13 protein-coding genes and 4 pseudogenes are annotated in these 14,682 nt (G+C 43.9%); 6 read left to right on the top strand and 11 right to left on the bottom strand.

All coding sequences use genetic code 11. The features are described from left to right. Window positions 1–112: 112 nt before the first annotated feature. Window positions 113–394, top strand: coding sequence for a hypothetical protein (locus A5N84_RS08550; RefSeq protein WP_072282038.1), 282 nt, complete (start codon window positions 113–115; stop codon window positions 392–394). A gap of 283 nt (window positions 395–677) precedes the next feature. Beyond that, the gene (locus A5N84_RS08545; protein WP_072282037.1) at window positions 678–1,373 is read left to right on the top strand and encodes a factor H binding protein domain-containing protein; all 696 of its coding nucleotides are present in this window, start codon (window positions 678–680) and stop codon (window positions 1,371–1,373) included. A 145-nt stretch (window positions 1,374–1,518) separates the two neighbouring features. Here the strand turns inward: A5N84_RS08545 and A5N84_RS08540 are convergent, their stop codons facing one another. The 7 genes and pseudogenes from A5N84_RS08540 to A5N84_RS09680 form a co-directional block, all read right to left on the bottom strand. Continuing rightward, window positions 1,519–2,313, bottom strand: a complete 795-nt coding sequence (locus A5N84_RS08540; protein WP_072282036.1) for a DUF815 domain-containing protein — start codon at window positions 2,311–2,313, stop codon at window positions 1,519–1,521. Between the two features lie 11 nt (window positions 2,314–2,324). Next, window positions 2,325–3,920, bottom strand: a complete 1,596-nt coding sequence (locus tag A5N84_RS08535) for a peptide chain release factor 3 (RefSeq protein WP_072282035.1) — start codon at window positions 3,918–3,920, stop codon at window positions 2,325–2,327. Window positions 3,921–4,010: 90 nt separating this feature from the next. Further along, window positions 4,011–4,658 (bottom strand): SPOR domain-containing protein, encoded by a 648-nt coding sequence (locus A5N84_RS08530; RefSeq protein WP_158008693.1) that lies wholly within the window; start codon window positions 4,656–4,658, stop codon window positions 4,011–4,013. 51 nt (window positions 4,659–4,709) lie between these two features. Then, window positions 4,710–6,487 (bottom strand): annotated as a pseudogene (gene argS, locus A5N84_RS08525) (arginine--tRNA ligase). Window positions 6,488–6,574: 87 nt separating this feature from the next. Continuing rightward, a pseudogene (locus tag A5N84_RS10990) lies at window positions 6,575–7,338 on the bottom strand (endonuclease/exonuclease/phosphatase family protein). 400 nt (window positions 7,339–7,738) lie between these two features. Then, entirely contained in the window at window positions 7,739–8,875 is a 1,137-nt protein-coding gene (gene priA, locus A5N84_RS09685; RefSeq protein ID WP_158008692.1) for a replication restart helicase PriA, read from the bottom strand. Between the two features lie 47 nt (window positions 8,876–8,922). Next, window positions 8,923–9,909: pseudogene (locus tag A5N84_RS09680) on the bottom strand (primosomal protein N' family DNA-binding protein); the annotation flags it as partial. A gap of 56 nt (window positions 9,910–9,965) precedes the next feature. Here A5N84_RS09680 and A5N84_RS08510 point away from each other — a divergent pair. From A5N84_RS08510 to dksA, 3 genes are all read left to right on the top strand, one after another. Continuing rightward, a complete protein-coding gene (locus A5N84_RS08510) occupies window positions 9,966–10,670 on the top strand; it encodes an ATP-binding cassette domain-containing protein (protein ID WP_072282033.1) in 705 nt (234 codons plus the stop codon). Between the two features lie 12 nt (window positions 10,671–10,682). Beyond that, window positions 10,683–11,498, top strand: coding sequence for a metal ABC transporter permease (locus A5N84_RS08505; RefSeq protein ID WP_072282032.1), 816 nt, complete (start codon window positions 10,683–10,685; stop codon window positions 11,496–11,498). An 88-nt stretch (window positions 11,499–11,586) separates the two neighbouring features. Beyond that, window positions 11,587–11,988: an RNA polymerase-binding protein DksA gene (gene dksA, locus A5N84_RS08500; protein ID WP_072282031.1), complete on the top strand. Its 402-nt coding sequence runs from the start codon at window positions 11,587–11,589 to the stop codon at window positions 11,986–11,988. Window positions 11,989–12,365: 377 nt separating this feature from the next. On the opposite strand, the pseudogene A5N84_RS08495 reads toward dksA, so the two are convergent. After that, window positions 12,366–12,901, bottom strand: a pseudogene (locus tag A5N84_RS08495) (RNA pyrophosphohydrolase). Window positions 12,902–13,125: 224 nt separating this feature from the next. Between A5N84_RS08495 and A5N84_RS08490 the strand changes: the two are divergent. Then, entirely contained in the window at window positions 13,126–13,353 is a 228-nt protein-coding gene (locus A5N84_RS08490) for a (2Fe-2S)-binding protein (protein WP_072282030.1), read from the top strand. Window position 13,354: 1 nt separating this feature from the next. On the opposite strand, the gene A5N84_RS08485 is transcribed toward A5N84_RS08490, so the two are convergent. The 3 genes from A5N84_RS08485 to A5N84_RS08475 are packed head-to-tail and all read right to left on the bottom strand — an operon-like array spanning window position 13,355 to window position 14,613. Continuing rightward, on the bottom strand, window positions 13,355–13,660 hold the full coding sequence (locus A5N84_RS08485; RefSeq protein WP_158008691.1) for a helix-turn-helix domain-containing protein: 306 nt from the start codon (window positions 13,658–13,660) through the stop codon (window positions 13,355–13,357). Window positions 13,661–13,692: 32 nt separating this feature from the next. Further along, window positions 13,693–14,085, bottom strand: coding sequence for a cyclic nucleotide-binding domain-containing protein (locus A5N84_RS08480; protein ID WP_072282028.1), 393 nt, complete (start codon window positions 14,083–14,085; stop codon window positions 13,693–13,695). 18 nt (window positions 14,086–14,103) lie between these two features. Continuing rightward, window positions 14,104–14,613 carry a retropepsin-like aspartic protease family protein gene (locus A5N84_RS08475; RefSeq protein WP_072282027.1) on the bottom strand — a complete coding sequence of 170 codons (510 nt, stop codon included), beginning with the start codon at window positions 14,611–14,613 and terminating at the stop codon, window positions 14,104–14,106. Window positions 14,614–14,682 lie beyond the last annotated feature (69 nt).

Genomic DNA, 14,682 nt, shown 5'->3' with positions numbered 1-14,682 from the left:
CATCTTCGTTAAAACAACCGCCTTAAATGTTAATACAAATTGTAAAGATTCTTATTTATGGTAAAATCAACTCTTTGCTGTACAATAAATAAGTAATCTATAAGGAAAAAATATGAATAAATCCAAAAATTTATCCAAAATTATTAAAATAACTTTACTTACACAAGCGCTAGCTGCTTGCAGTTTTCCCTCAAATACAAATTTATTATCAGATACTCAAAACTTACCAAATCCTTCTGCTAAGTCAGAATCTCAAGAAAATACAAAAATAAAAAAGCCAGCAAAAAGACGAAGCCGCTCTAACTCATTCACAGCAAACCAATTCCCATCAAACAGAAAATCCCTCAGCTATAAATTCCCTCCCCATCAAACAGCCACCATCGCAAAATATTAGCCCTAATCTAACCCCTCCTAAAAAACAATCTCCTATTATTCCTCAAGCCAAACCGCGCAATTTAGCGCCTGCAAAATTTGCAGAAAATTTCACCCAAGAAGAGATTAAAAAAGCAGAAGAACTAAAAGGGCATACAAAATCTATTCGTGAAGTAACACTAGATTTTTATAAAGATTTACAACCGATTAAGCACCTAGCCGTTAATTATCTAGGATTTCAATTTGGTATTGACGACCCCGCCCAGAATCCAGAGGATTTAGATAAATTTTTAAACTTCAATCTTATGACAGGTGTAAAAATAAAACCCAATATTTTTATTCCTGAAAGTAAGCAAGATATTGAAGTTATTTTAAAAAACCCACAAGAATTTTTAGGACATGAGGATGTTAAGCGCTATATCAAAAGCTCAAAGATTATGACCTATAATCAATACTACTCCTCATTAGAGCGCGAGAGCCATTTATCTTATCAATTGTTTGATACTAGCGATAAATTAATCGCCCAAGAACAAGAAGCGCCTATTAAACTTCATTTTAGTGGCAATTTTACTGCGCAAAATTCTTTACCTTCCCAAGGCATCATTCATTACTCTGGCGCTGCTTTAGCAGGTGATGTGATTGATAAGATTGGCATGCAAGAGATTATTCATGGTGATTTTAGCTTTAAATTTGACTTTGCTACCCGTAAAGGCAGTGGCAAAATCACGAACCTACTTGACCAACCTATTCTCTTAAATGAAGGGGAATTACCTGTAGGACAAGACATTATGATAGGCACGGCAAGCATAGAAAATGGGTTACCTAATCCAAAATTTAATAAAAGCAAACCTATTGATGCAATAGATAATCCAGAAAAATTAACTGATTTTTCCTATTACGCCAGTTTTAGAGGGCCAAACGCCGAAGAAATCGCGGGGTATATCGTTGATGACGTCAATTATGATGATGTAGTCGGTTTTATTGGTCAAAATAAAGAATAATTTTAGGTAGAACTCTAATCTGAATCTCCCAAAAAACTAAAATAAAAAACAGCAGATAAAAATTAATGTCAGTTGGTTTTTATCTGCTTATCTTTTTATCTGCTTAATTAAGCAAGATTATAAAAGCGCTTATATCTTAAGCCTTTTATTGAGTCGATATAGGCTGATACTGATATAAAAACTGTTGTGCAATTCTTCCACTGCGAGAGCCGCGCGCCATTGCATACTGCAACGCTTGGCGCTTTGCTTGTTCATCTAAGATGAACCCTTCGCGGGTAAATAAATAGGCTAATAAGTCCAAATATTGCGCTTGAGATAAACGATGAAAAGCTAGGCGCAAACCAAAACGGTCGGATAAAGAGATATGCTCTTCATCGTCTTCCTCTGGATGGCGTGCTTGTATGGTTTGCGAGGTTTGCGCCAATAAATGCCTTCGATTGGACGTAACGCACAACATCACATTGCGCCCAATCCCTGCAATTGAACCCTCTAATACCGCTTTTAAAGCACGATAACGCCCATCTTCCTCTGCAAAAGATAAATCATCGATAAACACTAAAAAGCGTGCCGAATGTTGCGCCATTGCCCATAGCAAAAACGCCATATTGTCCAAATCTTCTATTCCCAACTGCACTAATTTCAGGGGCTGTCCCTGTGATTTTATATGCACAAACAATGCACGCACTAAAGACGATTTACCTGTTCCACGCGCCCCCCAAAGCAACATATGGTTATAAGATTGACCTGCCATAAAACGTTGCATATTTTGCATAACAGCTTGTTTTTGTCTGTCAATTTCTTGTAAATCTTCCCATGAAATTGTTTGGGTATGCATAACACCTAACAGCTCTCGCTGTCCGTTATACGCTAAACTTATTAGCGTTTCATGAGCATCAAATGCTTTACAAAGCGCTTGCGCCCGCTGGGTTAAACTAAACATTCCTGCTCCAATTACTGCGCTAAATGGTCACGCGTTGCGTTAAAAGTGATTTCAGGGAAACGCTCTTGCGTAAGCTGTAAATTCACCCGAGTTGGCGCGATATAGACCAACTGCTGGTAATGGTCATGCGCTAGATTTTGCATATTTTTATCTATAAATTTTTGCAAATCCTTGTCATTATTCGCCTCCACCCAGCGCGCGGTAGACACATTCACCCCTTCAAATAAACAATTTACATTGTATTCATTTTTCAAACGCGCTTGCACTACATCAAATTGCAACACCCCCACTGCCCCTAAAATTAAATCATTACCAATCATTGGTTTAAAAAATTGCGTCGCACCTTCTTCACAGAGCTGTTCTAACCCTTTTAACAACGCTTTCATCTTTAACGGGTCTTTTAAACGCACACGACGAAATAACTCAGGGGCAAAATCAGGAATGCCAACAAACTGCAAATCTTCGCCTTCGGTAAAACTATCGCCAATACGAATCGTGCCATGATTATGAATACCGATAATGTCGCCTGCAACCGCGGTTTGCGCATGTTCGCGCTCTGCTGCCATAAAGGTAAGCGCCTCAGGGATTTTAATGTCTCTACCCAAGCGCACCTGTTTAAGCTTCATACCTGCATTAAACTGCCCTGAATTAATGCGCATAAAAGCAATACGGTCGCGGTGTTTTGGGTCCATATTCGCCTGAATTTTAAAAACAAAACCACTGAGTTTATCCTCTTCAGGGCGCACTTCGCGCACTGTTGTCTGTCGAGCTTTTGGCGCAGGAGCATAACGTGCAAAATCGCTTAACATTTCGCGCACGCCAAAATTACTCACCGCCGAACCAAAATAGACAGGCGTCAACGTCCCTTCTAAATAAGCTTGTAAATCAAAGGCATTCCCCGCCTCCTTAATCAATTCCACCTCTTCACGAAACGTTTCTATAATCGCGCCCAAATACTCATCTAAACGAGGATTATCCAACCCCTCAATGCGCTCTCCCAGTGCAATTTTACTGCCGCCTGCTCCTTGCTCATAAATATAGACCTCATCTTTTAATAGGTGATAAACCCCTTTTAGTGAGCGCCCCATGCCAATTGGCCAAGTAATTGGCGCACAACGAATTTTTAATACCGCCTCAATTCCATCAATCAACTCCATTGGGTCGCGCCCCTCGCGGTCAAGTTTATTGATAAAGGTAAAAATAGGCGTATCACGCAGCCGACAAACCTCCATCAGTTTAATCGTGCGCTCCTCTACGCCCTTAGCGCAATCAATAACCATCAATGCTGAATCCACAGCTGTTAGCGTGCGGTAAGTATCTTCAGAAAAATCCTCATGTCCAGGAGTGTCAAGCAAATTAATCATTTTGCCCTCATAAGGAAACTGCATGACCGATGAAGTAACAGAAATTCCGCGCTCTTGCTCCATCGCCATCCAATCTGATGTCGCATGGCGCGCCGCTTTACGCCCTTTAACCGCACCTGCCATCTGAATTGCTCCTCCAAACAGTAATAATTTTTCTGTTAGAGTGGTTTTGCCCGCATCTGGGTGAGAAATAATGGCAAAGGTCCGCCGATTTTGATAGTCATTTGAAAGAATATTGCCCATAAATATTTTGCACTCAATAAATTGTTACATCACAACAAAAAGCGCATGCCTTCTTATGAAAGCATGCACCCAAAAAGCCTTATCACACTGCTACTTTATACTTTTAACCAACGTTTCCATGCCTTCACGCTTTAATTGGCTCTCCATCGCTTCTGCCTCTTTATGGCTCGCATAAGGTCCAACTTGCACTACATAAATACTTTTATTTTGCGCAAGAGAAACTGGATAATCTCGCAAAATTAAACGCGCACGCAAACGGTCTGCCATATTTTTATCCCGAAAAGCGCCCACTTGAACTATAAAGAGCGCGTCTGAACTCGTCTTTACTTTAGCTTTTTGCTCTACCTTCTGCTCAACCTCATTACTGCGTTTTTTTAACTCTTCATAAAAAGAATATTTTGCCTTATTCGTTTTAGGCGCTTGTTCAGGCATTTTTTGTACAGCAGATTGCGCAGGCAGTGTTTGAGGGGCAGATTGTGGGGATACAGCCGATGATGTGGCATTATCTTCTAAAGAAGTTAACCGAATTTGTCCACCATGATTAAACTCCTCACTGGCATTTGCATTTTCTACCACCGTAGCAGAAGATTGTGATTGTTGAGTGGGTTTTGACTTAGACTGCCCCACCATGCCCTGTTGCTGAGAATGAGTCGCGCCTGTGGTTAGATACTTAATGCCAATATAGAGAAAAATAAACACCACAAACAACAAGCATAATCCCATGATTCGAGTAACCATCTGACTTCTTGCGCTAATTTTTTTTTCTTTAATTTTAATCACGCCTTGCCTCTACATTTTATCCAGCGCTTTTACACCTATTATTGCCAAAGCATTACGCAAAACCTGCTGTACAGCGGCTGTTAGCGTCAGTCTTGGCGCACGAATGGTCTCATCATCATGCAACAATTTATGCCCAGCATCATAATAATGATGCCAAGCACCCGCTAATTCACGCAAATAATTCACAATTGGATGCGCGCTATACTGCTCCCCTGCCGAAAGCACCACCTCTGGATAGCGCGCCAATTCTTTAAGCAACATCTTTTCTTCCTTAAGCTTCAACTTAAGGCGATATTCCAGCCCCAACTTATCGCTTGTTAATAGCCCTTCATTTTCAGCTTTTTCCAACACGCGACAAGTCCGCGCATGAGCATATTCCACATAATAAAATGGATTATCCTTGCTATGCGATACCGCCAAATCCATATCAAAATCCAAATGTTGCTCAGGCCTACGCATCACATAAAAAAGCGCGCCGCATCGCTAGTAACCGCCTCACGCAACGCACGCAACGTTACAAACTCGCCTGAACGCGTCGACATCTGCATCTTTTGCCCATCCTTATACAACACCGCAAACTGCACCAAAATAATTTTCAACTGACTAGGGTCTAAATCCAATGCCGCCAACGATGCGCGCACCCGCGCCATATAGCCATGATGATCTGCACCAAAAATATCAATCATTTCATCATAGCCACGCTCATATTTATCAAGATGATAGGCAATATCAGAGGCAAAATAGGTCGTTACACCATTTTCACGACGCACCACCCTATCTTTTTCATCACCAAAATCAGTTGCTCTAAACCACATTGCCCCTTCTTTTTCATACAAAAACCCTTGTTCTTGCAAAATATCTAGCGCTTTTTCCACTTTATGCTCATCATATAACGAACGCTCACTATACCAACGCGCAAACTCCACCCCAAATTGCGCCAAGTCTTCGCGAATATCTGCCACCATCGCCTCAAGCGCCACATCAAACACCTTACGATAATCCGTCTCACCTAATTTTGCTTTTAAATCCGCAATCGCTTGGTCAATAAACACATCGCGTGCTCCCGCCTCAATCTGCGCCTCTGACCAATCCTGTGGCATTTCGCTTAACCAATCCTCAAGCGCATAAGCCAAATTTTCGCCTACCGTTTCTTTAAGTTGTTCTGCCAATTCAAAAACATACTCCCCCTGATACAATCCCTTTGGCAAAGCGCTGGCTTTTTGCTGTTTTTCCAAATAGCGCCAATACACACTCAACGCCAAAATATCCATTTGACGCCCAGCATCATTAACATAATACTCCTCGTCCACTTCATGCCCATTAGCGCGCAACACATTCGCAAGCGTATCCCCAAAAGCCGCTCCGCGCCCATGTCCCACATGCAAAGGCCCTGTTGGATTAGCCGATACGTATTCTAATAATATTTTTTGTGGCTGCAGCGCTTTATGGCGACCATAGCTATCGCCTTGCTCCATAATCGTTTTTAATACCGCCGTTTCACTATCATGCGACAAACGAATATTGACAAACCCAGGACCTGCAACCTCCATACTCGCCACACTCTCTATAAGCGGTACAGAAACCACAATTTGGTCTGCCAATTCTTTAGGATTCATCTTAAAAATCTTGGCATAACGCATAGCTAGATTGGTTGCAAAATCGCCATGCGTTGGGTCTTTACAGCGTTCTAATTCAATCGGTTGATTGAGTTCTTCCTCAGCGATATGGTGCGTTTTGGCAATTAAAGTTAAAGCAACGTGCAAAGCGTTTTGAATTTCTTGTTTCATAAGGGAATAAAATGGCTAGAAAAGGCGGTAGTTTAACGTTTTATGCGCTAAAAACCAATGAAGAAAATATTTAATCTCGTGGCGTGCTCATTGTGATGATTTAGGGCGAACCTTAATACAACGGTTGGCTTGCACCACTTCAGATTTAGTCTCTTCTGCTTGCTCTAAATCTTCTGCGTTTGCCTGCGCCGCCAAATTAACATTGCCAGTGGATTCATTGTATTGCAAGACCACATGAATTGGCAGATGGTCTGAACCAATGTCAGGTAATGTCTCCATCACCACCAAATTAAAATGCGCGCTGTGAAAAATATGGTCAAGTGGCCAACGTAAAAAAGGAATTTTGGCGTGAAACGTACTAAATGGACGCCGTCCAATTCGTGGGTCCATCATGCGACTGATTCGACGAAATAATAAAGTCGAACGCGACCACGCCACATCATTCAAATCGCCAAACACCAAAGCAGGCTCATCACGCGCACTAACCTCCTCCCCAACTAAAATCAGCTCCGCATCACGCTCCTGCGAGCGCACATTTTCTGTTGGACTCGGTGGCATTGGGTGCAAGCAATACAATCTAACCCGCTCTCCACTTTGCAAGACCACATACCCGACGATAGAAGGGATATCCTCCTGAATCTGATAGCGTATTTCACAATCACTTAACGGCAGTTTGAATACAAATGCATGCCATATAAATTTTCCAACGGTTGTTTTACGCTATAAGGATAATCCTGCTCAATGACGCTCAACTGATTTTCCCACCACTGATTACTCTCCAGCGTCAACACAATATCTGGCTGATATTTTTCAATAAGAGCTAACAATTTTGACGTTTGACGATTCGGCATTAACACATTTGCACTTAAAATAGACAATTGCCGTTGTGTATTACTGCTTGCTTTTTCTTGTTTTACCACCTCTTTCTTATGCAAAGGCGTATAAGTAAAAATCCAACGCAGTTGATACAATAATGCCACCAATGTGGCTATCTCTAATCCATTGAACCATAAAGGTTTATGCGATACAAACAAACTCAATACAAACGCTATTAACGTAATAAAAGCAATTTGCATGCGTGGAAAATCAAAAATGCGCACCGTCCAATGTCCAATTCGCAAAACTGGCAGAATCGACACCAAAACCAGTAGCCCCATTAAAATAGAAGTCGTGATTAGCATGAATATAATAAATGCTTGATGATGGCAAAGTGCTGATTATACACTTTTCAAATTTTACTCAGAGCTAAAATCACTCCAGCCATAATGGGTCAACATCCAATCCATAACGCACATTAAGCGCCTTTGCCTGCGCCTCAAACCATGCATACACCCTAGGCAAATCCCGTTGTAGCGTCGCTTTACTAGGCGCTTGAAGCAATAATTGCGCACTATAAATCCCCCCTTTGCGCGCAATCACCGCAGGCGCAGGACCAAGCCATAGCCAGTTTTCCCCAATCCCCTCAGATAGCGCCCCCTCCTTTGTCATCATTAACACCTGCATCACCCGAGCCAACTCCTTATGGCGCGCAAATAACAACACCTGCGCCGAAACAGGTGGCAATCCAGATTCTATTCGTTGTGCATACAATCGCTTAGCTTGTACAGCATAAGCCTCTACCAAACTATTAAACACAGGATGCTCAGGTTGTTTGGTCTGCACCCATACCTGCCCCCGACGCTCCCGACCCGCCCGACCACTTACCTGCACCAGCATCTGCGCCAAGCGCTCCTCACTGCGAAAATCCAAACTATAAAACGCCTGATCCGCATCCACAATCGCCACCAAATTCAAATGCGGAAAATGATGCCCTTTTGAAAGCCATTGCGTTCCCAAAATAATATCCACCTCCCGACGATGCACCTGCTCAAGCGCCTGTTCAAACTGTTTTGAGGTAGAAAACGCATCCGAATCAATCCGCAACACCCGAGCCTGTGGAAATTGCGCCTTCAGCACCTGCTCTAATTTTTGCGTCCCCATTCCCAGCATCAACAGCTCCCCCTGCCCACAACTTGGACAACGCACGGGCAAACGCTCACTCGCACCACAATGATGACACACCAACTCACGCACATTCACATGCGCCACCATCGACGTTTCACACTGCGCACACAACGCCTGCCAACCACAATGCTCACAACGCAACATCGGCGCATAGCCCCGACGATTTAAAAACAGCATCACCTGCTCATCTGCCCCAAGCGCCCGACGAATAGCCTGAATCAACCCCACACTCAAACCATCTTGCACCAATGCCTGACGCATATCCTCCAACACCACCTCAGGCAACGCCAGCGCATTGACCCGTTCTGGCAAATAAAATCGACGCCACCGCCCTGCCTGCACCTGATGAAAACACTCCAAAGAAGGCGTAGCCGACCCCAACACAATGGCACATCTATAATCTTTGCACGCATAATCGCCACATCACGCGCATGATAACGAAACCCATCTTGCTGTTTATACGCTGGGTCATGCTCCTCATCAATCACAATTGCCTGCAAATTCTTACACTGCACCCACACCGCCGAACGCGTCCCCACCAACACCTGAGCCGACCCATTTGCCATCGCCTGCCAACTATCCAAACGCTCCCTATCACTCAAACCAGAGTGATGCGCCACCACCGCTCCCTTCAAACGCCCCCGCAAACGAGCCAACATCGCCTGCACCAACCCAATCTCTGGCACTAACACCACCACCTGCCCCCCCGAAGCACACCAATATTCAATACAACGTAAATACACCTCCGATTTCCCAGAGCCCGTTACCCCCTCCACCAACGCCACCTCAAATCCCTCCAATGCCGACACCCCAGAAACCGCCACCGTCTGCGCCTCATTAAGTTCCAACGTTGGCAACACCGCCCCAGCCTGTGGCAAAAACCGCTGCTCCATCACCAACCACCCCCGCGCCAACAAATCAGCAAGCCATCGCGCCGACAGCGCAAACCGCGACCTTAATACCCCCTCCTCACACATCCCCTGCGCTTGTAAAAACCTCAACACCTCCGCCTGTTTATGCCCCAACCCTCCTTCAGCCAAATGCGCCAAACCCGCCACAGAGACCGCATAAAATCGCGCCAACGCCTGCACATTCTCCCCCCCCTCACGCAACACCTTAGGCAACGCCGCCTGCATCACCTCCCCAATTGGATGAAAATAATACCGCGCCGCAAAGCCCCACAAAGCCAACATCTGCGCATCTACCAACGGCTTGTCATCCAACACTCGCGCCACCGATTTCAAAGCAAAATCCACCAAAGGACGCGTCTTATGAACCGACATCACCACCCCCACCACCTGCTGACGCCCAAACGGCACCAACACACGCACCCCCACCGCCACCATTTGCGTACACTCATAATCAAACAACCCCAACAAAGGACGCGCAATCGCCACCGACACCCAACATTCAACCATTGTTCACCCCAAAACTAAACGTTATACTGTAACCCTTTTTAACCTCAAAGCACCCCATGCCCCACGCCATTATCACCCTAAAAAACATCCATTATCAAATAGACCAACGCCCTATTCTGGAACACATCAACCTAGAAATTTATACAAATCAAATCCTTACCATTGTAGGTCCCAACGGCGCAGGCAAAAGTAGCCTGCTCGCCCTCATCTTAAACCACCTCAAACCCACTCGTGGACACATTTACCGCCAACCGCACCTTAAAATCAGCTACCTCCCCCAACGTTTTCATGTTCCTGTAGACCTCCCCATCACCGCGCAACGCTTTCTCAAAGACCTCCGCCCAAGCCCTGACAACCCATGGCTCAAGCGCCTAAATCTGCTCACACTTCTCAACAAACCCCTACAAACCCTCTCAGGAGGCGAAACCCAGCGCCTACTTCTTGCCCGCGCCCTCCTAAGAAATCCCCAACTCATCGTCCTAGACGAACCCGCCGCTGGCATCGACCCCACCACCCTCGACCAATTTTATAAAATCATTCGTGACTACCAGCAGCACAACCAAACCAGCATCCTCATGGTCTCCCACGACCTCCACCTCGTCATGGCAGAAAGTGACCGCGTCTTATGCCTAAACAAACACATCTGTTGCCAAGGCAGCCCTGAAGACATACAAAAACATCCAGAATTCATACAATTATTTGGCACGCCAGCGCCTACACACATCGCCTTTTATCCTCATCAACAACATCCCACCGCCTAAGAGAGCCACCCCATGTTCATCTCCTTTATTCTCATTCCATGGCTTTGCGCCCTACTCACCGCCACCACTGCCGCACCGCTAGGCGCGCTTCTTGGATGGCGACGCCTTATTTATTTTGGGGAAGCCATTGCGCATGCCTCCCTACTCGGCATTGCCCTAGCGCTCACCCTAAACCTTCCCATCTATCTAGGCATCTGGCTTATCGCCCTACTCCTTGTAGCCCTACTCTATCTGCTCAAACATCATAGCAAAGACGACAGCAACAACATCCTAGGCACCCTCTCTCACATCTCCCTCGCCCTTGGGCTTATTGTTCTTTCCTCTCTTGAACACATCCGCACCGACCTCATGGGCTATCTCTTTGGAGACATCCTCACCGCCTACCTCCCCCAGTTCTACATCATCCTCATCGTTACCTTTTTAACCGCACTGAGTATACGCTATCTTTGGCAACCGCTTATTCTTATGACCCTCCACCCCCTCATCGCACAAACCGAACTCAAAAATAGCCACTATTACGACCTCGCCTTCCTTCTCATCCTCGCCCTATTTGTTGGCGTGATGGTACAATTTTTTGGATTATTATTAGTCATCGCCCTACTCATCATCCCCGCGAACGCCGCCAACAAAATTGCCAAAACGCCCGAACAAAGCGTCGCCCTTGCCATCCTTATCGCCAGCCTTTCCACCACCCTAGGCATCGCACTAGCATGGCAATACAACTACCCCGTAGCACCTGCCATCGTTGTTATTGCAGGCATACAATATTTCATAGCAAGCCTTTATAAAATCTACCAAAACCTAAGCCGACAACGCCAAGCCCATTAACAAACCCACGTGATTTTGACAAGCTTTGAACAGTTCGCTACTATGCGCGCCCTTAAACCCTTGTAACCTTTACAATTGGATACCGCCAATGAGCAACCAACCCCCTTCTAATGAAGACTACATGAACAACGCCCAAAAAGCCCACTTCACCCAAATCCTAGAAAACTGGAAACAAGCCATTTACGAAGAAAGCAAACGCACCCAAAACCATCTCAAACAAGCCCACGAATCCACCGCAGACCTCAACGACCGCGCCACACTAGAAGAAGAATTTACCCTAGAACTACGCACCCGCGACCGTGAGCGCAAACTGCTCAAAAAAATCGAACAAGCCCTTATCCGCATTCAAAAAAACGATTTTGGCTATTGTGAAGAATGTGGCGAAGAAATCGGTATCAAACGATTAGAAGCCCGCCCAACCGCCGAACTATGCATCGATTGCAAACAACTCTCCGAAAGACGAGAAAAACACTACTACGAAAGCCGATAACACATTTCCCTATCCTTTAGACGCATAGACGCAATTTTTATATAATTTTTATATAAATGAATTTTGCACCATTGTATTTTTATGGCATTTATTGAATATAAATGCTTTCTCTTTTTTACAGCGTAAAAATTGGCGCTTAATTTCTGCAAACCTTTATAAAATACTGGTCGCTCATTTAATCATCGTCCTTGACTTGTACCACCGACAAGCAAATGATTTAGTTAAACTTTTTATATATTTTCCCAAAAGATACAAAACCCAACCCAACCCTCTTTAACCTTTCTTATTTCAAGCAAACAAGTTAAACAACATTTATCACAGCGCTCAAACAAAAAACCAGCAACACGCTGGTTATCAGCCACTAGACATAGCACAGTTTAATTATCTTGTGATAAAGCATTTAAACCTTCAGCCTGTTGTTCAATTAATTCATGGTGTTCAGGAATAAAACCTTTTAACTGATTAAGCGCATGACGATAAACCTTACGCTTAAAATACACCACCTCATTGACTGGCTCCCAGTAGTCAGCCCAGCGCCAATCATCAAATTCAGGGGTCAGATTTGTTGTCAAATTCACGCTTACATCTTTTGTTTTCAAACGCAATAAAAACCATTTTTGCTTTTGCCCAATGCATTGCACCAATCCATGCCGTCTACGTCGACGAAAGCGAATTGGCAAACGGTATTTTAGCCAGTCACTTGTTGCCCCCACCACCTCAACATGCGCTTGGGTCAGTCCTGTTTCTTCATATAATTCACGCCACATCGCCTCAATTGTTGATTCCCCTGCATTTAAACCGCCTTGCGGAAATTGCCATGAATTCTGCCCACACCGCTTACCTAAAAAACCTGCCCAAATTCATTAATAATAATAATCCCCACATTAAAACGAAAACCCTGAGCATCAAATATATTTTGGTCTAAATGATTATTGTCCATACTGTATTATTTCACACGCGCTTATTTCCACTAATTTTAACACCAGCGCCCTATTTAAGACGATTTTAATTTAGTGTTGATTGTCATCATTAATAAAATCAACAAAAAATCAATAAACAATTAATTATATCCGTTTGCTTTCATTGCTCATTCGCCCTATTATCTGTTGATAAAGATTATCATTAGGAATCGCTTTTATGAAAATTTGCCTTTGTAAAAATATCTCTGATAAGCAAATTTACCAAGCTATAGAAGCAGGACACACCAGCCGTCTTGCGCTTATGGCGCATCTAAAAGTTGGTACTGGCTGTGGGCAATGCCTGCCTCTTGTTGATGAAATGCTTAGCGCAACGCGACAATCCTCTCCCTTATCTGATCCTCTCTTAGAACAGCCTATCGTATTTAATCCAATGCTTGCCTCCTAATTCATCTCTCACTGCTTAGAGAGGTCGTACAAATACAGCGCTTTTTATCCACCGCATCACAAAATTCTCCCAAAAGAAACGTTTCACTTAAATGAACATGTCCACTTTCCACCTTAACCCCTAATTTTTGTAGTTCTTTCAAAGAGCGTGAAAGCGTCTCTGGTGTCATTCCCAAATAATTGGCAATATCTGATTTTTTATAGATTAAATCAAATTGATTGACCTGCCCACGATTAAGCGACAAACTCAATAGATAGCGTCCCACTCGATAAGTGGCGTCTCTTAAGGTAATACTGTCAATTTGCAAAATTGCAGCTCGATAGTATTTTGCAATGATAATCAATAGATTATGAGAGACTTTATGGTTGGTTTTAGCATACTGTGTAATAAAATCTGCCTCAATGCATAACGCTTTTGATGCTTTAGTAGCTCGTACCATGATAGGGGAAGGGTCAGGCGGAAATAAAATCGCTCCATGCAAGTCTCCCCAGCACTTAACATGCGGATAATAATTTCACTGCCCTCAGGCGTGCTACGCAAAGTAAACAACTCACCACTTAATAAAAACATCATAAATTCAGGAATTTGACCTTGGGTCAATACATATTCACCACGCTGATAATCTGATATATGCGTATGCGCTAAAATCTCGCGCGCCTCAGCATCACTAAGCTGATTAAAAAATAACGACTCACGCAGTAATCGCGAATGCAATAATTCTTCTTTTATCATTACAACCCCCTATATTCTTTAGAAATTATTCTGCATAGGCGTTAGCCACAGCTCACCCTGAGCACGTCGCCAATCAAAATGACGCAAAAATGACATTCCCAAAAGCACTTCATCATCCATATTAGGCAAAATACTAGCAGGCATATTGATAAGCCTTATTTCCCCAATTTGAATGGATTGCAGTTGCGTTCTCTTAGCCAAAACCAGCCCATTAGCTGTCATGGAACGCACTTCACCCATCCCAACTAACCCAATGCGTTGTGCTAATTGTTCGCTTAAAGCAATACCAGTTGCCCCTGTATCTAAAACAAACACCACTGGATAGCCATTAATCTGTCCAGAGACACGATAATGCCCATCTTGTGAAGGCAACAGTCGCAACACGCCGTCTGACTGCATAGGCGCCTGATTTGGATTATGCGCTTGTTGCAACCAACCCTCAACATAGGCATAAAATGCTATCAATAATAAAAAAAACGACAACAACGCAAACCCCTGCGCCCATTTCCCTCTTGCTTCAACCGCCATTTAACTTAACCTTAAAGCACAAACCTAACCTCCCTTGCAATGCAAGCGTCATTATAAGATATAATGCTA

The sequence above is a fragment of the Rappaport israeli genome (assembly GCF_001888055.1).
Lineage (GTDB): Bacteria > Pseudomonadota > Gammaproteobacteria > Cardiobacteriales > Cardiobacteriaceae > Rappaport > Rappaport israeli.
The sequence above is the reverse complement of the archived record's forward strand: the minus strand, read 5'-3'. Positions and strand labels throughout refer to the sequence as shown.